17 protein-coding genes are annotated in these 17,155 nt (G+C 70.4%); 4 read left to right on the forward strand and 13 right to left on the reverse strand.

All coding sequences use genetic code 11. From position 1 onward, the window contains the following. Positions 1 to 92: 92 nt before the first annotated feature. The 10 genes from deoC to TR42_RS08930 all read right to left on the reverse strand — a co-directional run bounded on the left by deoC (position 93) and on the right by TR42_RS08930 (position 10,978). Positions 93 to 764, reverse strand: a complete 672-nt coding sequence (gene deoC / locus TR42_RS08885; RefSeq protein WP_042215035.1) for a deoxyribose-phosphate aldolase — start codon at positions 762 to 764, stop codon at positions 93 to 95. 17 nt (positions 765 to 781) lie between these two features. Further along, positions 782 to 1,852 (reverse strand): adenosine deaminase, encoded by a 1,071-nt coding sequence (locus tag TR42_RS08890; RefSeq protein ID WP_042215037.1) that lies wholly within the window; start codon positions 1,850 to 1,852, stop codon positions 782 to 784. Between the two features lie 34 nt (positions 1,853 to 1,886). Continuing rightward, the gene (locus TR42_RS08895; protein ID WP_042215038.1) at positions 1,887 to 2,861 is read right to left on the reverse strand and encodes a hypothetical protein; all 975 of its coding nucleotides are present in this window, start codon (positions 2,859 to 2,861) and stop codon (positions 1,887 to 1,889) included. Next, the gene (locus tag TR42_RS08900; RefSeq protein WP_042215040.1) at positions 2,861 to 4,174 is read right to left on the reverse strand and encodes a thymidine phosphorylase; all 1,314 of its coding nucleotides are present in this window, start codon (positions 4,172 to 4,174) and stop codon (positions 2,861 to 2,863) included. Before TR42_RS08900 ends, TR42_RS08895 begins: the two co-directional genes overlap by 1 nt. Next, positions 4,175 to 4,570, reverse strand: coding sequence for a cytidine deaminase (locus tag TR42_RS08905; RefSeq protein WP_042215042.1), 396 nt, complete (start codon positions 4,568 to 4,570; stop codon positions 4,175 to 4,177). A 4-nt stretch (positions 4,571 to 4,574) separates the two neighbouring features. Beyond that, positions 4,575 to 5,888, reverse strand: a complete 1,314-nt coding sequence (locus TR42_RS08910) for an ABC transporter permease (RefSeq protein WP_042215044.1) — start codon at positions 5,886 to 5,888, stop codon at positions 4,575 to 4,577. Beyond that, entirely contained in the window at positions 5,885 to 7,090 is a 1,206-nt protein-coding gene (locus tag TR42_RS08915; RefSeq protein WP_042215046.1) for an ABC transporter permease, read from the reverse strand. The genes TR42_RS08910 and TR42_RS08915 overlap by 4 nt, the downstream gene beginning before the upstream one ends. Further along, positions 7,087 to 8,604 (reverse strand): ABC transporter ATP-binding protein, encoded by a 1,518-nt coding sequence (locus TR42_RS08920; RefSeq protein WP_042215049.1) that lies wholly within the window; start codon positions 8,602 to 8,604, stop codon positions 7,087 to 7,089. Before TR42_RS08920 ends, TR42_RS08915 begins: the two co-directional genes overlap by 4 nt. Before the next feature lie 112 nt (positions 8,605 to 8,716). Next, entirely contained in the window at positions 8,717 to 9,781 is a 1,065-nt protein-coding gene (locus TR42_RS08925) for a BMP family lipoprotein (RefSeq protein ID WP_042215051.1), read from the reverse strand. Positions 9,782 to 9,907: 126 nt separating this feature from the next. Further along, positions 9,908 to 10,978 (reverse strand): mannose-1-phosphate guanylyltransferase, encoded by a 1,071-nt coding sequence (locus TR42_RS08930; RefSeq protein WP_042215052.1) that lies wholly within the window; start codon positions 10,976 to 10,978, stop codon positions 9,908 to 9,910. An 80-nt stretch (positions 10,979 to 11,058) separates the two neighbouring features. Here TR42_RS08930 and sdhC point away from each other — a divergent pair, with 80 nt between their 5' ends. Genes sdhC through TR42_RS08950 form a run of 4 tightly spaced genes read left to right on the forward strand, consistent with a single transcriptional unit; the run spans position 11,059 to position 14,430 of the window. After that, complete coding sequence (gene sdhC / locus TR42_RS08935; RefSeq protein ID WP_268871165.1) at positions 11,059 to 11,430, forward strand: succinate dehydrogenase, cytochrome b556 subunit; 372 nt, start codon at positions 11,059 to 11,061, stop codon at positions 11,428 to 11,430. Beyond that, positions 11,430 to 11,900 (forward strand): succinate dehydrogenase hydrophobic membrane anchor subunit, encoded by a 471-nt coding sequence (locus tag TR42_RS08940; RefSeq protein ID WP_042215055.1) that lies wholly within the window; start codon positions 11,430 to 11,432, stop codon positions 11,898 to 11,900. Before sdhC ends, TR42_RS08940 begins: the two co-directional genes overlap by 1 nt. Then, a complete protein-coding gene (gene sdhA, locus TR42_RS08945) occupies positions 11,897 to 13,666 on the forward strand; it encodes a succinate dehydrogenase flavoprotein subunit (protein ID WP_042215059.1) in 1,770 nt (589 codons plus the stop codon). Before TR42_RS08940 ends, sdhA begins: the two co-directional genes overlap by 4 nt. Beyond that, complete coding sequence (locus TR42_RS08950) at positions 13,666 to 14,430, forward strand: succinate dehydrogenase iron-sulfur subunit (protein WP_042215060.1); 765 nt, start codon at positions 13,666 to 13,668, stop codon at positions 14,428 to 14,430. The genes sdhA and TR42_RS08950 overlap by 1 nt, the downstream gene beginning before the upstream one ends. A 282-nt stretch (positions 14,431 to 14,712) precedes the next feature. Here the strand turns inward: TR42_RS08950 and TR42_RS08955 are convergent, their stop codons facing one another. From TR42_RS08955 to TR42_RS08965, 3 genes are all read right to left on the reverse strand, one after another. Further along, positions 14,713 to 15,735 carry a YihY/virulence factor BrkB family protein gene (locus TR42_RS08955; RefSeq protein WP_042215062.1) on the reverse strand — a complete coding sequence of 341 codons (1,023 nt, stop codon included), beginning with the start codon at positions 15,733 to 15,735 and terminating at the stop codon, positions 14,713 to 14,715. 16 nt (positions 15,736 to 15,751) lie between these two features. Further along, on the reverse strand, positions 15,752 to 16,759 hold the full coding sequence (trpS, locus tag TR42_RS08960) for a tryptophan--tRNA ligase (protein ID WP_042215063.1): 1,008 nt from the start codon (positions 16,757 to 16,759) through the stop codon (positions 15,752 to 15,754). 66 nt (positions 16,760 to 16,825) lie between these two features. Continuing rightward, complete coding sequence (locus TR42_RS08965) at positions 16,826 to 17,152, reverse strand: twin-arginine translocase TatA/TatE family subunit (RefSeq protein WP_042215065.1); 327 nt, start codon at positions 17,150 to 17,152, stop codon at positions 16,826 to 16,828. Between the last annotated feature and the right edge of the window lie 3 nt (positions 17,153 to 17,155).

Below are 17,155 nucleotides of genomic sequence, written 5' to 3' on the forward strand. Positions count from 1 at the left end.
GCCTGGACGTCCCTGGCCTACCGCTGCGGAGCAGAGATCGCCAAGATCCGACACTCACCTACCACTTCGGGGAGAGGCCGGCGTCGGAAGCCTCAGTAGGAGCCGGCGGCCTCGCCGCCGTCGAGCACGGCGCGCGTGCCCGACAGGCCGAGGCGCGTGGCGCCCGCCTCGATCATCGCGACCGCGTCGTCCCAGGTGCGAATGCCGCCCGAGGCCTTGACCCCGAGGCGTCCGCCCACGGTCTCGGCCATGAGCTTCACCGCGTGGACCGAGGCGCCGCCGGCGGGGTGGAAGCCGGTCGAGGTCTTGACGAAGTCGGCGCCCGCGGACTCCGCGGCGAGGCATGCGCCCACGATCGCCTCGTCGGTCAGCGCGGCCGACTCGATGATCACCTTGAGGATCTTGGGGGCCGGGACGGCGGCGCGCACGGCCGCGATGTCGTCCTCGACCGCGGCGAAGTCGCCCGCGAGCGCGGCGGCGACGTCGATCACCATGTCGACCTCGTCGGCGCCCTGCTCGCAGCTCAGCGCGGCCTCGGCGGCCTTGATCGACGAGTGGTGCTTGCCCGACGGGAAGCCGCACACCGTGGCGACGGCGACGCCCTCGGGCGTGGACACCGGCAGCATCGACGGCGAGACGCACACGGAGAAGACGCCCAGCTCGGCGCCCTCCTCGATGAGGGCCTCGACGTCCGCCGGGGAGGACTCGGGCTTGAGGAGGGTGTGGTCGACGTAGCGGGCCAGCTCGGCACGGGTGAGGGTCATGTCAGTCTCCTTGAATCTCAGAGCTCGAGGCCGTAGCCCTCGATGACGAGCTCGGCGAGGTCCGCCTTCTCGTCGTACGGCAGGAACGCGCCCCACGCGGCGGCGAGGGTCGCCTCGAACAGGTCCTCCTTGTCCCAGCCGGTCTCGACCAGCGCGGCGAACTCGGAGGACATGGAGACACCCGAGACCAGGCGGTTGTCGGTGTTGACCGTGACGGCGAAGCCGAGGTTGCGCAGCTCGTGCATGGGGTGCGCCTCGATCGACGGCGCGGCGGCGGTCTGGACGTTCGAGGTCGGGCACACCTCGAGCGGGATCTGCATGTCGAGCGCGTGCTGCGCGATCGGGCCGAGCACCAGCTCCTCGCCGCCGAAGCCCTCGATGTCCTCGTGGATGCGGACGCCGTGACCGATGCGGCGGGCCGAGCCCAGGCCGAGCGCCTCGCCCACCGAGCCGGCGCCGTCGGCCTCGCCCGCGTGGATGGTGACGGGCATGTGCGCCTCGCGGAGCAGCTGGAAGGCCTCGCGGTGGTTCGAGGCGGGGAAGCCGAGCTCGGGGCCGGCGATGTCGAACGCGACGCAGCAGCGGCCGCGGTTCGCGAGCGCGAGCTCGGCGATCTCCACCGAGCGGTCGAGGTGACGCATCGCGTCGAGGATCGCGGCGGCGCGAATCGCGAAGCCCGCCTCGAGCGCCTCGGAGACGCCCTCCTCGATGCCCTCCTGGACGGCCTCGACGACCTCCTGGAGCGAGAGGCCGCCGTCGACGTGCTGCTCGGGCGCGTACCGCAGCTCCGCGTAGATGACGCCGTCCGCCGCGAGGTCGAGGACGGCCTCGCGCGCGACGCGGCGCAGGTTGACGGCGGTCTGCATCACGGCGGTGGTGTGCGCGAAGGCCTCGAGGTAGCGGACCAGGTCGCCCGAGTTCGCGTTCTCGGCGAAGATGCGCGCGAGCTCGTCGGGCTCGGTCGACGGGAGCTCGTGCCCGATCTCCGCGGCGAGCTCGATGAGGGTGGCGGGGCGGAGTCCTCCGTCGAGGTGGTCGTGCAGCACGACCTTGGGCAGGGCGAGGATCTCGTCAGAGGTGAGGGTCATGAGGCCAGGCTAGTCGCGGGATGCGGGGCGCGCGTCACGAGCGGCGCGGGACCGGCAGCACCACCCACGATGCGCGCGACCAGTTCCCCAGCGCGGGCAGCCGTCCCGAGTCCGGGCGCAGGTCCGCGTCCGCGAGGGGGAGGATGCGCGCCGATCCCGGCTCGTAGACCAGGAACCCGTCTCCGGTGTCGCCGACGAGCAGCACCACGTGGCGCGGGATGACCGAGTCGATCCCGAGCGCGGAGTCCCCCGACGAGTAGAGCGGCACGGGGATGCCGTCCCCGAGCGCGCGGCGTGCGTGCGCGAGGACGGGGGCGAGCGCCTCGGGCGAGGAGTCGTCGACCAGCGCGCCGCGGAACCGCAGGCCCGCGTACCGGGTGTTGTCGTCCACCTTCCACGGCGGCGTGCCGAGCGAGCGCGGCCACGCGACCGGGCCCAGCGCCGAGGTGGTGGTCTGTGCGTGGAGAGCGCGCTGGAGCGCGTACCAGCGCTCGTCGAGACCACGGACCGGCCGGTCCTCCGCCATGACGGCGAGCACCTCCGGCGGGATGTAGTCGGCGAGCGTGCGTCCCGTGACGACCCACAGCGCCACGAAGGGATCGCCCTGCATGAGCATCGCGCTCATGGTCGCCGCGCCGCACGTGGTCTGGTCGACCTGACGGGCCTCGACATGCACCCATCTGAGGTGGCTCTGCGGGCGCATCACGGGGTTGCCCACCGCGTCCCGCGCCTCGGGGTCGAGCCCGTCCCAGGCCGCGGCGAGCGCCGCGACCGCCGAGATCGGCGCTCCCGACGCGACCGCGCGGTACAGGACCGGCGCATCGTCCCCCATCTGGTCACGCGCGACCCCGAGCGCCTTGGCATCGGCCGCGGAGGCGCGGTCGACGGCGCGCTGGAAGGCGCGCGCGAACAGCGGCTCGCTCGTCGCGGGCTCCTCGGCGGGGCGCCGCTCCGACACCCCGACGAGGCCCGCGATGCGGGCCACGGCGGAGGTGAGCGTCCAGGGCATCAGACGGTCTTCGCTCCCACGGAGTCGAGGATGATCCGCCGCTCGACCGAGCCGCCGGGCGTGATGTCGAGCGTGCCCGCGCCGTCGCAGGCCTCGGCGAGCGCCGCGACGCCGCGCGGCATCCGGTCCTCGGTCTCGGTGTGGAGCGTCATGATGACGTCCCCCTCGCGCACCTCGTCGCCGACCACCTTGTGCAGCAGGACGCCCGCGGAGACCTGCACCGGGTCCTCCTTGCGCGCGCGCCCCGCGCCCAGGCGCCAGGCCGCGACGCCCACGCCGAGCGCGTCCATCCGCGTGATGACGCCGTCGCGGTCCGCGCGGACCTCCTCGACGTGAGGTGCCGCGGGCATGGGCGCGTCGACGTCGCCGCCCTGCGCGGCGATCATGCGGCGCCACGCGTCCATCGCGCGGCCGTCCCTGAGCGCCTCGGCGGGGTCGACGTCGGTGACCCCGGCGCCGGCGAGCATCTCGCGTGCGAGGGCGACCGTGAGCTCGACGACGTCCGCGGGGCCGCCGCCGGCGAGCACCTCGAGCGACTCGGTCACCTCGAGGCCGTTGCCGATGCCGCGTCCCAGCGGGGTCGACATGTCGGTGAGGAGCGCGGAGGTCACCACGCCCGCGTCGGTGCCGAGGTCGACCATCGTCCGCGCGAGCTCGCGCGCCTGGTCGATGTCCTTCATGAACGCGCCCGTGCCGACCTTGACGTCGAGCACCAGCACGCCCGTGCCCTCGGCGATCTTCTTGGACATGATGGACGAGGCGATGAGCGGGATGGTCTCGACCGTGCCGGTGACGTCACGCAGCGCGTAGAGCTTCTTGTCCGCCGGGGCGAGACCTGCGCCCGCGGCGCAGATGACGGCGCCCACGTCCTCGAGCTGACGCAGCATCTCCGCGTTGGAGACGTCGGCGCGCCAGCCGGGGATCGACTCGAGCTTGTCGAGCGTGCCGCCCGTGTGGCCCAGGCCGCGGCCCGAGAGCTGCGGGACGGCGACGCCGCACGCGGCGACCAGCGGCGCGAGCGGCAGCGTGATCTTGTCCCCGACCCCGCCGGTGGAGTGCTTGTCGGCGGTCGGGCGAGAGAGCGACGAGAAGTCGAGACGCTCGCCGGTCGCGATCATCGCCGCGGTCCACCGCGCGATCTCGGCGCGCGACATCCCGCGCTGGAGGATCGCCATCGCGAGCGAGCTCATCTGCTCGTCGGCGACGACGCCGCGCGTGTAGGCGTCGACCACCCAGTCGATCTGGTCGTCGGACAGGGTGCCGCCGTCACGCTTGGTGCGGATGACGTCGACGGCGTCGTGGCGCTCGGCCATTCAGCCCTCCTCGAGGTGCTGGGGCCCGAAGGCCCACGGAAGAAGATCGTCCAGGGTGAGGGTGCCCGCGGGGCCATCGATGAGCAGCCCCGGTCCCCCGAACTCGTACAGCAGCTGGCGGCAGCGGCCGCACGGCTGCAGCGGCGCACCCGCCGCGTCGACGCACGCGAAGGCGACGAGCCGCTTCCCCAGCGCGTCGGTGTGGAGCTTCGACACGAGCGCGCACTCGGCGCACAGCGTGAGCCCGTAGCTCGCGTTCTCGACGTTCGCGCCGGTCACCACCTCACCGGTGTCGGTGATCGCGGCGGCACCCACGCGGTACTTCGAGTAGGGCACGTACGCACGCTCGCTCGCCCGCCGCGCCCGCGCGCGGAGCATCTCCCAGTCGACGTCCATGCTCCTACTTCTTGTAAGGGATGCCCTCGGCGGCCGGCGGGCGCACGTGGCCCACCAGCCCGGCGACGGCGAAGATCGTGGCGAGGTACGGCAGCATCGCGAGGAACTGCGACGGGATCGACGAGCCGACGATGCCGAACTGCTCGCGCAGCGCGTCCGCGAAGCCGAACAGCAGTCCCGCCGCGAGCGCGCCCTTGGGGCTCCAGCGTCCGAGGATCATCGCGGCGAGCGCGATGAAGCCCTTGCCTCCGGTCATCTCCTTGCCGAAGGCGAGACCGTTGGCGACCGTGAAGAACGCGCCGCCCAGGCCCGCGATCGCACCGCCGAGGATGGTGTTGCGCACGCGGGTGCGGTTGACCTTGATGCCCACGGTGTCCGCGGCGCGCGGGTGCTCGCCGACCGCGCGGACCCGCAGGCCCCAGCGCGACTTGAACAGCATGATGTTCATGACGATCACGATGATGTACATGAGGTACACCACCATGTTCGAGTTGAACAGCACGGGTCCGATGATCGGGATCTGGTGCAGCAGCGGGATCGGCAGGCGCGGGAGACCGATGGCCTGGTTGAGGTCCGGGTTCTCCTTGAGGAGCGTGCCGAACAGGAAGTTGGTCACGCCGACCACGAGCACGTTGAGCACCACGCCGACCACGATCTGGTTGACCCAGTACTTCACCGCGAACAGCGCCAGCGCGGCGCCCACGAGCGCACCCGCGATCGGGGCCGCGATGAGACCCATGTAGGCGCCGAGCGCGCGGGAGCCCGAGGCGCTGGCGACGCCGCCCGCGACCACGGCCGCGAGGAAGGCGCCGGCGAGCAGCTGGCCCTCGATCGCGATGTTGATGATGCCGGAGCGCTCGCAGAGCGTGCCGGCGAGCGCGCCGAAGACGAGCGGCACCGCGAGGAACACCGAGCCGATGAGCAGGCCGGTGATCTGCATCGACGTGCTGCCCTTGCCGGCGCCGACCCACGTGAGCATCGCGAAGATCACCGCGAGCGCGAAAGCGGAGTACAGCCACAGCGGCACGGGACGATGCGCCCACGCGAACCAGAACGACAGCCCGGCGAGCCCGAGCGCCACGAGCGACAGGATGATCGCGGTCGCCTGCGACGGGACCGCGAAGTCGGGGATGTCGACGAAGTCGGTGGGACGGGCGATCGCGAACGTCGTCTCGAGCCCGCCCTGGGTGCCGAAGCCGAAGACGATCAGCGACAGCAGGCCGATCGCGCCGAGCGCGATCGGGGCCACGAGCCGGCGGTGCCGGACGATCCCGGCGGGCGCCTCGGCGGCGGGGGCGTCCATCGTCGCGGTCGTCATGCCGCCACCTCCTTCTCGTGGGTCGGGGCAGGCAGGCGGAACAGGAACCTCACGAGCGGCGGCGCCGCGATGAAGAGCACGATGAGGGACTGGATCACCAGCACGATGTCGACCGGCAGCTGCGCCTGGACCTGCAGCGCCGGACCGGCGGCGCGGAGGCCTCCGAAGAGGATCGCCGCGAGCACGATGCCGAGCGGACGCGAGCGTCCGAGCAGCGCGACCGTGATGGCGTCGAATCCGAACGAGGCGGCGATGCCGGAGGTCAGCGACTTCTCCGTGCCGAGCACCTGCGCCGAGCCCGCGAGACCGGCGAGCGCACCCGCGATCACCATGACGAGCACGATCGCGCGCTTGACGTTCATGCCCGCGGTGCGCGCCGCCGAGGGGTTCGCGCCCACGGCGCGGAACTGGAAGCCGAGCGTCGAGCGCTCCATGAGCCACCACGCTCCCCACGCGCACAGCAGCGCGAGCACGAAGCCGAGATGGAGCGGGAACTGGTCGCCGAGGACCAGCGGGTACTCCGCCGTGTCGGCGACCTGCGGCGACTGCGGGTTGTCGGAGCCGGGGCGCTGGAACGCCTCGAGCGTGAGCAGCCAGGACAGCAGGTTGAGCGCGATGTAGTTGAGCATGATCGTGACGATCACCTCGTGCGCGCCCGTGGTGGCCTTGAGGATGCCGGGGATGAAGCCCCAGATCGCGCCGCCGAGCGCGCAGCCGAGCACCGCCAGGAGCAGGTGCAGACCGACCGGCAGGTCCCAGGCGAAGCCGACGTAGCCGCCGAGCGTCGCGCCCATGATGATCTGGCCCTGCGCACCGATGTTGAACAGGCCCGCACGGAAGCCGATGCCGAGCCCGAGACCCGCGAACAGCAGCGGGGTCGCGACCGTGAGCGTCTGCATGAAGGGTCTGATCTGCGCCGCGAACGTGCCGCCGTTGGGGTTGTAGATCGCGCCCTGGAACATCGCGATGTACGCGCTCGAGACCGCGTGCCACATGGCCGAGAACGTGTCGCTCGGGCGCGAGAAGAAGTACGTGGCGGCCTCGCGCACGTCCTCGGACGCGGCGATGATGAGGAGCGATCCGAGGATCATCGACGCGATGATCGCGAAGACCACGACCGCGGTCTGGCTCTCCGCGATCTCCCGGAGCAGTCCGCGCCCGTCGCGCTTCTCGTCCGTCGCGGTGGCGGTCTGGTCGCTCACGCGGCCTCCTCCTCGTCGTGGGCGCCGGCCATCATGAGGCCGAGCGTGTCGCGATCGGTGTCCGGCGGGACGATGCCGACGATGCGGCCGTGGTACATCACGGCGATGCGGTCGGCGAGCGCCACGACCTCGTCGAGCTCGGCGCTCACGATGATGACGGCCGCGCCGCCGTCGCGCTCCGCGACGATCCGCTTGTGCACGAACTCGATCGAGCCGACGTCGAGGCCGCGCGTCGGGTTCGACGCGATGAGCAGCTTGAGCGGGCGCGACAGCTCGCGGGCGAGCACCACCTTCTGCTGGTTGCCGCCCGACAGCGAGCCGGTGGTCTGCTCGATGGAGGTCGCGCGGACGTCGAACTGCTCGACGTGCTTGCGCGCCTCCTCGGCGATCACCTTGGGCTGGAGCACGCCGCCGCGCGAGTAGGGCTTGCGGTCGTGGATGTCGAGGATGAGGTTGTTCGCGATGGTCATCGGCGCGACGATGCCGTCCTCGGTGCGGTCCTCGGGGACGAAGCCGAGCCCGGACATGAGGATGTCCTTGATCGCCTTGCCGGTGATGACCTCGCCGTCGAGCGTCGCGCTGCCGGCGTCCGAGGGGACGATGCCGAGCAGCGCCTCCGTCAGCTCGGTCTGGCCGTTGCCCTGGACGCCCGCGATCGCGAGGATCTCACCCGCCTTGACGTCGAAGCTGACGCCGTCGAGCTGCACGATCCCGGCCTCGTCGACGACCGTGAGGCCGTCGACGGAGAGCATCGTCTCGCCGGGCTTCGCCTCGTCCTTGTCGACGCGCATGGTGACCGCGCGCCCGACCATGAGCGAGGCGAGCTCCTCCTGCGACGCGGTGGGCTCGGCGGTGCCGACCACCTTGCCGCGGCGGATGACGGTGATGGTGTCCGCGACGGCCTTGACCTCACGGAGCTTGTGGGTGATGAGCACCACGGCCGTGCCGGCGTCGCGGAGGTCGCGGACGATGCCGAGCAGCTCGTCGGTCTCCTGCGGCGTCAGGACCGCGGTGGGCTCGTCGAGGATGAGCACCGAGGCGTCGCGCGAGAGCGCCTTGATGATCTCGACGCGCTGCTGCGCGCCCACCGGAAGGTCCTCGATGACCGCGTCCGGGTCGACGTTGAAGTTGAAGCGCTCGGAGATCTCCCGCACCTTGGCGCGCGCCGCCTCGAGGTCGAGGAGCTTGGCCGGGCCGGTGACGTCCTCGTGGCCGAGCATGACGTTCTCCGCGACGGTGAACGGGTGCACGAGCATGAAGTGCTGGTGCACCATGCCGATGCCCGCGGCCATCGCGTCGCCGGGACCGGCGAAGACGACCGGCTCGTCGTTGAGCAGGACCTCGCCCTCGTCCGCGTCGTACAGACCGAAGAGCACGTTCATCAGCGTCGACTTGCCGGCGCCGTTCTCGCCGAGGAGCGCATGCACCGTCCCGGACTCGACCAGCAGGTCGATCCTGTCGTTCGCGGTGAAGTCGCCGAAGCGCTTGGTGATGCCGCGGAGCTCGAGTTTCACCGGTGTCCTTCCACCATGATTCAGGGCCTTCCCTGAGACTACTAGCGGAGACGCGAAGGGGCGCGCCGCAGAACGAGCCTGCGACGCGCCCCTGGTGCGTGACCGTTGCTGCTTAGGAGACGGCCACCGAGATCGAGCCGTCGATGATGCCGGCCTTGATGGTCTCGAGCTCCTCGACCACCGAGGCGTCCACCGCGTCCGCGACGTCGGCCAGGCCGACGCCCTCGTTCTCGAGCGTGCCGAGGTAGTTCTCGTTCGAGAAGGCGCCGTCGACGTCCTCCGCGATGGCCTCCTCGACCGCGACGTCGATCTTCTTGAGGACCGAGGTCAGGATGATGTCCGCGTACTCCTCGTACTTGGCCGCGAAGTCGGAGTCGACGCCGATGACCCAGGTGTCGCCGGCCTCGGAGGCGGCCTGGAGCGAGCCCTCGCCCACGGGTCCCGCGACCGGGAGGATGATGTCGACGCCCTGGTCGATCATGCCCTGGGTGAGCGACTTGCCCGCGGGGATGTCGTCGAAGGACTCGGTGAAGGAGCCGGTCGAGCCGTCCCAGCCGATGACCTCGACCGAGCCGCCGGTCTCCTCGTTGAAGTAGTTGACGCCCGCGAGGTAACCGTCCATGAAGGCGGTGACCGACGGGATGTTCATGCCGCCGTAGGTGCCGACCTTGCCGGTCTGCGTGGCGGAGGCGGCGACGTAGCCCGCGAGGAACGAGGGCTGCTCGGCCGCGAAGGTGAGGCCCTTGACGTTGTCGATCGCCGGGTCGTACGCGAAGTCGATGATCGAGAAGTGCGTGTCGGGGTTCGCCTCAGCCGCGGCCGCGGTGGCGTCGCCGAGCAGGAAGCCTGCGGAGACGATGTGGTCGCAGCCGTCCGCGACGAGCGCGTCGAGGTTCGGGCCGTACTCGTTGCCGTCGGCCGACTGAGCGGTGTTGATCTCGATGCCGAGGTCGGCCTCGGCGGCGAGGAGACCCTCGTAGCCGGTCTGGTTGAACGACTTGTCGTCGAAGCCGCCGGCGTCGGAGACCATGCAGGCCTTGAAGTCGACGGTCTCCGCGGGCATGGCGTCCATCGTGGAGTCGGCCGAGGACTCGGTCTCCTCCGGGGCCGACGAGCACGCGGCAAGGGCCAGCGCCGACACGGCGGCGACCGCACCCACACGGATGATGTTCTTCATCAGGTGATTCCCTCTGTTCTGATTCCCGCCCGGCTGCCACCGGGAGGTGTCGTACGGGTCATCGTACGGCCGCAATGTTACGGAACGTGAAGACTTCGTTGCGCCGCGGCTACGATTGCGCAACGTTCACGCCTCGGCGAGCGCCCCGGCCGCATCCTTCACGCGCTGCGCAGCCGACCTCACGGTCACCAGGATCGCCTCGTCGGACTCGACGACCACCGCATCGTCCACGCCGACCACGACCACGGGCTTGGTCCCGCCGACCACGAGCGGCGCGCTCGCGCCGACCGTCGCGACGGCCGCCTCGCGTCCGATCGACACGGCCCCTCCGGTGGGCTCCGAGAGCTCCGCGAGCGAGTCGAAGTCACCGACGTCGTGCCACTCGAAGCTCGCGGGCACCACCGCGACGCCGCCCTCGGCGGCGACCGGCTCCGCGATCGCGTGGTCGATCGCGATCTTGGTGAGCGTGGGCCACACGCGGGCGAGGACCTCCTCGCGCGACGGCCCGTCCCAGGCCGCGGCGATCTCCCGCGCTCCCGCGGCGAGCGTCGGCTGCAGCCGGTCGAGGTGGCCCAGGAGCACATCGGTGCGCATGACGAACATGCCCGCGTTCCATGCGAACCCGCCCCGCGCGAGCATCCCGGCGGCGGTCTCCGCGTCGGGCTTCTCGGTGAAGGCGACCACGTGGCGCGCGTCGCCGTCGATGGGCTCGCCCATCTCGATGTAGCCGAAGGCCGTGGACGGCTCGGTGGGCTCGATGCCGATGACCACCACCTTGCCGCCCTGCGCCGCGCGCGCGGCCTCGCGGACGGTCGCGCGGAACGCCTCCGCGTCGGGGATGAGGTGGTCCGCCGCGAAGGACGCCATCACCTGCGATCCCCAGCGCTCCTCGATCAGCGCGGCCGCGAGCGCGATGGCGGCCATCGAGTCGCGCGGGCTCGGCTCGGTCACCAGGTTCGCGGCCGGCACCTCGGGCACCTGCGACGCCACGGCGGGCGCATGCCGCTCTCCGGTGACGATGACGACGCGCTCCGACAGCGGGCTCACGCGCGCCACGGTGTCCTGGATCAGCGTCGCCCCGGTACCCAGGAGATCCAGCAGGAACTTGGGACGATGCGGCTGGGACAGCGGCCACAGACGCGATCCGACACCTCCGGCCGGGATGACGGTCACGAGACCGTCGACGACTTCCGACATGCGCTCCCCCTCAGTCGAGTTGCTGTTGGCGACCACACTAGGATGCGAGGCAAGCCCGGAGAAGTGCTGTGAGGAGTCCTGTGTCACCGACGACGTTGTACCGAGGCCACGAAGGCATGTGGATGTGGGTGGTCCACCGTGTCACCGGTGTGGCCATCTTCTTCTTCCTGCTCGTCCACGTGCTCGACACCGCGCTGGTGCGCGTGTCGCCCGAGGCCTACAACGAGGTGATCGGGAGCTACAAGACCCCGATCTACGGCCTCATCGAGGCCGGCCTGGTCGCCGCGATCCTGCTGCACGCGTTCAACGGCCTGCGCATCATCGCCGTCGACCACTCCACCTGGGCGCTGCGCCACCAGCGTCAGCTGGTGTGGGGGGTCTGGGGCCTGTTCGGGGTGCTCATGGTGCCGTTCCTCATCCGCCACCTCGGCCACGTCTTCGGGGGTGCCTGATGACCGCATCGTCCGCGCCCTTCACCCCCGGCCCCAAGATCAAGGAGCCGCGCATCCGCTCGGGACGCCTCCGTCCCGGCGCCGAGCAGTGGTCGTGGCGCTTCATGCGCATCTCCGGCCCGCTCCTCGTGGTGCTGATCCTCACCCACCTCTTCATCAACCTCCTCACCGGCGACGGCGTGAACCAGATCGACTTCGCCTTCGTCGCAGGCAAGTGGGCGTCCCCGCTGTGGCAGGTCTGGGACATCCTCATGCTGGTGCTCGCGATGCTGCACGGCGGCAACGGCATGCGCCTGCTCATCAACGACTATGCGCACCACGCGACGCTCCGGAAGGTGCTCCACAGCGCGCTCGGCGTCGCGGTGATCGGCATCATCGTGCTCGGCGCGCTGGTGATCTTCACCTTCGACCCGTGCCCGCTCGACGCCGACCCGTCCCTGCTCCCCAGCTTCTGCGAGGATGTCCGATGACCCACCACGAGTACGACGTCGTCATCGTCGGCGCCGGCGGCGCCGGCATGCGCGCAGCCCTCGAGAGCTCGCAGCGCGCCCGCACCGCGGTGCTCACCAAGCTCTACCCCACCCGCTCGCACACGGGCGCGGCGCAGGGCGGCATGGCCGCGGCGCTCGCCAACGTCGAGGACGACAACGCCGAGTGGCACGTCTTCGACACCATCAAGGGCGGCGACTACCTGGTCGACCAGGACGCCGCCGAGATCCTGTGCAACGAGGCCATCGACGCGGTCCTCGACCTCGAGAAGATGGGGCTGCCGTTCAACCGCACGCCCGAGGGCAAGGTGGACCAGCGCCGCTTCGGCGGCCACACCCGCAACCACGGCGAGGCCGCGGTGCGTCGCGCCTGCTACTCCGCCGACCGTACGGGCCACATGATCCTGCAGACGCTGTACCAGCAGTGCATCAAGCAGGAGGTCGAGTTCTTCAACGAGTACTACGTGCTCGACCTCATCCTCGACTCCGACCCGCAGGCCGCCGCCGAGGGCGAGGACGTGTCCGTGGCCGGCGTGGTCGCCCTCGAGCTGTCGACGGGCGAGATCCACACCTTCAGCGCGAAGTCGGTGGTCTTCGCGACCGGCGGCGCGGGCAAGGTCTTCAAGACCACGTCGAACGCGCACACGCTGACCGGCGACGGCATGGGCATCGCGCTCAACGCGGGTCTGCCGCTCGAGGACATGGAGTTCTTCCAGTTCCACCCGACGGGCCTCGCGGGCCTCGGCATCCTCCTGTCGGAGGCGGCACGCGGCGAGGGCGGAATCCTGCGCAACTCCGAGGGCGAGCGCTTCATGGAGCGCTACGCCCCCACCATCAAGGATCTCGCGCCGCGCGACATGGTCGCCCGCGCGATGGCCAACGAGGTGCGCGAGGGCCGCGGCGCCGGTCCCCACAAGGACTACGTGCTGCTCGACCTCACCCACCTCGAGCCGGCCCACATCGATGAGAAGCTCCCGGACATCACCGAGTTCGCGCGCACCTACCTGGGCGTCGAGCCGTACACCGAGCCTGTGCCCGTCTACCCGACCGCGCACTACGCGATGGGCGGCATCCCCACGACGGTCCAGGGCGAGGTGCTGCGCAACAACCTCGACACCGTCAAGGGCCTCTACGCCGCCGGCGAGTGCGCATGCGTGTCGGTGCACGGCGCCAACCGCCTGGGCACCAACTCGCTGCTCGACATCAACGTCTTCGGACGCCGCGCGGGCATCGCCGCCGCCGAGCACGCCGTCGCCACCGCGGAGGCCGCAGCCTTCCCTGACGATGCGGCGGCGCGGGTCGAGGGCATCGTCACCCGCTTGCTGGGCACGGTGGGCGGCTCGGGCACGGAGCGCGTCGCGGAGGTCCGCAAGGTGCTCCAGGAGACGATGGACCGCAACGTCCAGGTGTTCCGCGACGCCTCGTCCCTCGAGGAGGCGACCCGGGTGATCGCCGAGCTCAAGGAGCGCTACCAGGACGTCGCGATCCACGACCGCGGCAAGCGCTTCAACACCGACCTCCTCGAGGCGATCGAGCTGGGCTTCCTGCTCGAGATCGCGGAGGTGGTGGTCGCGGGCGCGCTGGCGCGTCAGGAGTCGCGCGGCGGGCACTACCGCGAGGACTTCCCCACGCGTGATGATGAGAAGTTCATGCACCACACGATGGCGTACGCGACCGGCGACGGCGTCCGGCTGGACACCAAGCCCGTGATCGTGACGAGGTACCAGCCGATGGAGAGGAAGTACTGATGACGGCGACCGCCGAGTCCCCCGCTGTCGGCGAGGTCAAGGCCATGACGGTGACGCTGCGCATCCTGCGCTCGAAGCCCGAGGGCACGGACGAGCACAAGCCCGGCGAGCAGTACTGGCAGGAGTTCCAGGTCGAGGCGCACGCGACCGACCGTGTGCTCGACGCGCTCCACAAGATCAAGTGGGAGCAGGACGGCTCCCTCGCGTTCCGACGCTCGTGCGCGCACGGCGTGTGCGGCTCCGACGCGATGCGCATCAACGCGCGCAACCGCCTCGCGTGCAAGACGCTGCTCAAGGACCTCAACCCGGCCAAGCCGATCATCGTCGAGCCCATCAAGGGCCTGCCGGTCGAGAAGGACCTCATCGTGGACATGGAGCCGTTCTTCGCCTCCTACCGCGAGATCATGCCGTTCCTCATGACCACCGGGAACGCGCCGGCGCGCGAGCGCCTGCAGTCCTCCGAGCAGCGCGACCGCTTCGACGACACGACCAAGTGCATCCTCTGCGCGGCGTGCACCACCAGCTGCCCGGTGTTCTGGACCGACGGCCAGTACTTCGGCCCGCAGGCGATCGTGGGCGCGCACCGGTTCATCTTCGACTCGCGCGACGAGGGCCAGTGGGACCGCCTCGAGATCCTCAACGACAAGGCCGGCGTCTGGAAGTGCCGCACGGCCTTCAACTGCACCGAGGCCTGCCCGCGCGGCATCGAGGTGACCAAGGCGATCTCCGAGGTCAAGCACGCGCTCACCACGGGCGAGTTCTAGCCTCTCCCCCGTCCCTCGTCGCCTCGCATGCGCGAAGTGGTAGGAGAGGGTCGCTTTCGGGAGATCTCCGCGCCGCAGCGGTAGCCCACGGTCGCTCCGTCGACCGGATGGCCGCATGGGCCGGCAGCCGGAGGCGCCCGAGCGACGGCGGGGCTGCGGCACCGCGGCGGAGCCCGGCCTCCGCACCACCGACACTCACCTACCGCTGCAAAGCGAGAACCTGCGAGAAGCGACACTCACCTACCACTTCGGGTGCAGCGGCGGGTCGGCCGATGCGGCGGGTCAGTCCTCTGGCGCCTCGGGGTTCCTCACCATCGCCCTGGCCGTGGTGACCGGCGTGCCGTGGCGGCGGCGCCCCTCGACCACCACGGTGGGCGGCTCGAGGCTGTCGAGGTGGATCTGCCCCTCGTGATGCTCGCGCTCATGCGCGCCCAGCCACGCGGCGCAGATGAGGATGATCCGGTTGACGTAGTCGACGAAGACCATGAGCGTGATGATCGCGGCGAACGGCGCGAGCACAGGGCTGTCCACGGCTCCCTGCACCACGAACGACACGCCGAGCCGCAGGATCCCGATCGCCAGGGCCGCGAGCAGGATCACCCACAGCACGCGCCACGACATCCGCGCGCCGCCGAGCAGCATGAGCACGAGAGCGACGTAGAGCATGTCCGCGATCACGCCTGCCCCGTAGCCGATGAGGCGGATCTGCCAGGCCGGCACCGTGATGCCGACCGCGTCGGCGATCGCCCGCGCGGCGCCCGAGGCGACCACCTGGATGGTCACCCCGACCACCGCGATGAGCGCGAGAGCGACGAGCCCGCCGATGTCGCGGACCTTGCCCAGCACCGGGGACGCGACCTCGTTGCCGAGCATCGTCCGGGTCGAGGTGCGCAATCCGCGGATGAAGCGCGTCGCCGAGTTGATGAGGATGAGGAACGAGACCACGCCGATGATCCCCGCGACGGACGTCGCCGAACCCGATCCGAGGTCGTCAGGCTGGATGATGCCGTTGGTGTCATCGGTCTTGATGAGACCGGGCACCGCCTCCGCGAGGTAGTCGACGAGCTCCCCGCGGAGCTCGTCGTTGCCGGCGAGGAACACGGTCGCCAGCGTGGTCGCCACGACCAGTCCCGCCGCCACGGACGCCAAGGTGAGGTACGCGATCCCCGAGGCGAGCACCGCGCCGTTCTGGACGCTGAAGCGCTTGATGCCGCGACCCCAGGAGGAGTTGTCCCACCACTCCTTGAGCCTCTTGCCACGGGTCACGGCCTCGGTGGCCTTGGCCTTGACGTCCTCCGTGGTCATGAGGCTCCTCGACTGGTCAGCGGTGCATCGGGGGCAGCAGTCCCAGTCTGTCGTAAATGCGGTCGAGCGTCGCCTGGGCGAGCGTGGACGCCTTGGCGGCGCCCTGCGCCAGCACGGCGTCGAGCTTCTCGGGCGACTCGATCCAGTCCATCGCGGAATCGTGGAACGGCGTGAGGTAGTTCACCACCACCTCGGCGAGGTCGACCTTGAGGTGGCCGTACATCTTCCCCTCGTAGTCCGCGACGAGCGACTCGACCGACCGGCCCGTGAGCGCCGAGTAGATCGTCAGCAGGTTCGACACGCCGGCCTTAGCCTCGCGGTCGAAGCGGATCACGGTGTCCGAGTCCGTGGTCGCGGACTTGAGGTGCTTCGCGACCTTCTTCGGGTCGTCGAGCATCTCGATGATGCCCTTGGGGTTGCCCGTGGACTTCGACATCTTCTTGGTCGGGTCGACGAGGTCGTAGATCTTCGCCGTCTCCTTGACGATGTGCGGCTCCGGCACCACCACGGTGCCCTCTCCCAGGCGCGTGTTGAGACGCTCGGCGAGGTTGCGCGACAGCTCGAGGTGCTGGCGCTGGTCCTCGCCCACCGGCACCACGTCGGTGTCGTACAGCAGGATGTCCGCCGCCATGAGGATCGGGTAGGTGAAGAGGCCGACGTTCGCGCCGGACTCGCCCGTCTTCTGGGCCTTGTCCTTGAACTGCGTCATGCGCGAGGCCTCGCCCATGCCCGTGAAGGTCGACAGCACCCACGCGAGCTCGGCGTGCTGCGGCACGTGCGACTGCACGAAGCACAGCGAGCGCTCGGGGTCGACGCCCGCCGCGAGGTACTGCGCCGCGGTGCGACGCGTGCGCGCGCGCAGCAGCTCCGCGTCCGGGGCCTGCGTGAGCGCGTGCAGGTCGACCACCGAGTAGATGGCGTCGTGGGTGTCCTGGAGCTTCACCCACTCGACCAGGGCGCCCAGGTAGTTGCCGAGGTGCAGGGAGTCGGAGGTGGGCTGCATGCCCGAGAACACACGAGTCATGGGGCCATTGTTCCAAACAATGCAGGCATCGCCGCACGCATCGGTCCTGCGTCGGGGGACGATGCGTCAGGTGGCCTCGGTGTCGAAGGGCGCCTCGCCCGGCGTCGCCTGGGTGACGCGACGAGCCGTCGCCGCCCCTGCGGGCGACGACGGCTCGTTGAGCGCATCACGGACGATGCGGCGCGGGTCGTACTGACGGGGGTCGAGCTGCGACCAGTCGACCTGGTCGCCCACCTCCGCCTTGAGCGAGGCCTTGCTCGATTGGAACATGTCGCGACCGCGCACGACGAGGTCGCGCAGCTGCTTCGCGTACTCCGGCATCCTCTCCGGTCCGATCACCACGATGGCGACCAGCACGAGGACGAGGAGCTCCCCGCCGTTGATGTCGAACATGGA

The organism is Demequina mangrovi, assembly GCF_000759715.1.
Taxonomy (GTDB): Bacteria; Actinomycetota; Actinomycetes; order Actinomycetales; family Demequinaceae; genus Demequina; species Demequina mangrovi.

Excerpts from the sequence above, each read along its gene's own strand:
- deoC (WP_042215035.1), bottom strand. The coding sequence starts at position 764 with ATGACCCTCACCCGTGCCGAGCTGGCCCGCTACGTCGACCACACCCTC.
- TR42_RS08890 (WP_042215037.1), bottom strand. The coding sequence starts at position 1,852 with ATGACCCTCACCTCTGACGAGATCCTCGCCCTGCCCAAGGTCGTGCTG.
- TR42_RS08895 (WP_042215038.1), bottom strand. The coding sequence starts at position 2,861 with ATGCCCTGGACGCTCACCTCCGCCGTGGCCCGCATCGCGGGCCTCGTC.
- TR42_RS08900 (WP_042215040.1), bottom strand. The coding sequence starts at position 4,174 with ATGGCCGAGCGCCACGACGCCGTCGACGTCATCCGCACCAAGCGTGAC.
- TR42_RS08905 (WP_042215042.1), bottom strand. The coding sequence starts at position 4,570 with ATGGACGTCGACTGGGAGATGCTCCGCGCGCGGGCGCGGCGGGCGAGC.
- TR42_RS08910 (WP_042215044.1), bottom strand. The coding sequence starts at position 5,888 with ATGACGACCGCGACGATGGACGCCCCCGCCGCCGAGGCGCCCGCCGGG.
- TR42_RS08925 (WP_042215051.1), bottom strand. The coding sequence starts at position 9,781 with ATGAAGAACATCATCCGTGTGGGTGCGGTCGCCGCCGTGTCGGCGCTG.
- TR42_RS08930 (WP_042215052.1), bottom strand. The coding sequence starts at position 10,978 with ATGTCGGAAGTCGTCGACGGTCTCGTGACCGTCATCCCGGCCGGAGGT.
- TR42_RS08940 (WP_042215055.1), top strand. The coding sequence starts at position 11,430 with ATGACCGCATCGTCCGCGCCCTTCACCCCCGGCCCCAAGATCAAGGAG.
- sdhA (WP_042215059.1), top strand. The coding sequence starts at position 11,897 with ATGACCCACCACGAGTACGACGTCGTCATCGTCGGCGCCGGCGGCGCC.
- TR42_RS08950 (WP_042215060.1), top strand. The coding sequence starts at position 13,666 with ATGACGGCGACCGCCGAGTCCCCCGCTGTCGGCGAGGTCAAGGCCATG.
- TR42_RS08955 (WP_042215062.1), bottom strand. The coding sequence starts at position 15,735 with ATGACCACGGAGGACGTCAAGGCCAAGGCCACCGAGGCCGTGACCCGT.
- trpS (WP_042215063.1), bottom strand. The coding sequence starts at position 16,759 with ATGACTCGTGTGTTCTCGGGCATGCAGCCCACCTCCGACTCCCTGCAC.
- TR42_RS08965 (WP_042215065.1), bottom strand. The coding sequence starts at position 17,152 with ATGTTCGACATCAACGGCGGGGAGCTCCTCGTCCTCGTGCTGGTCGCC.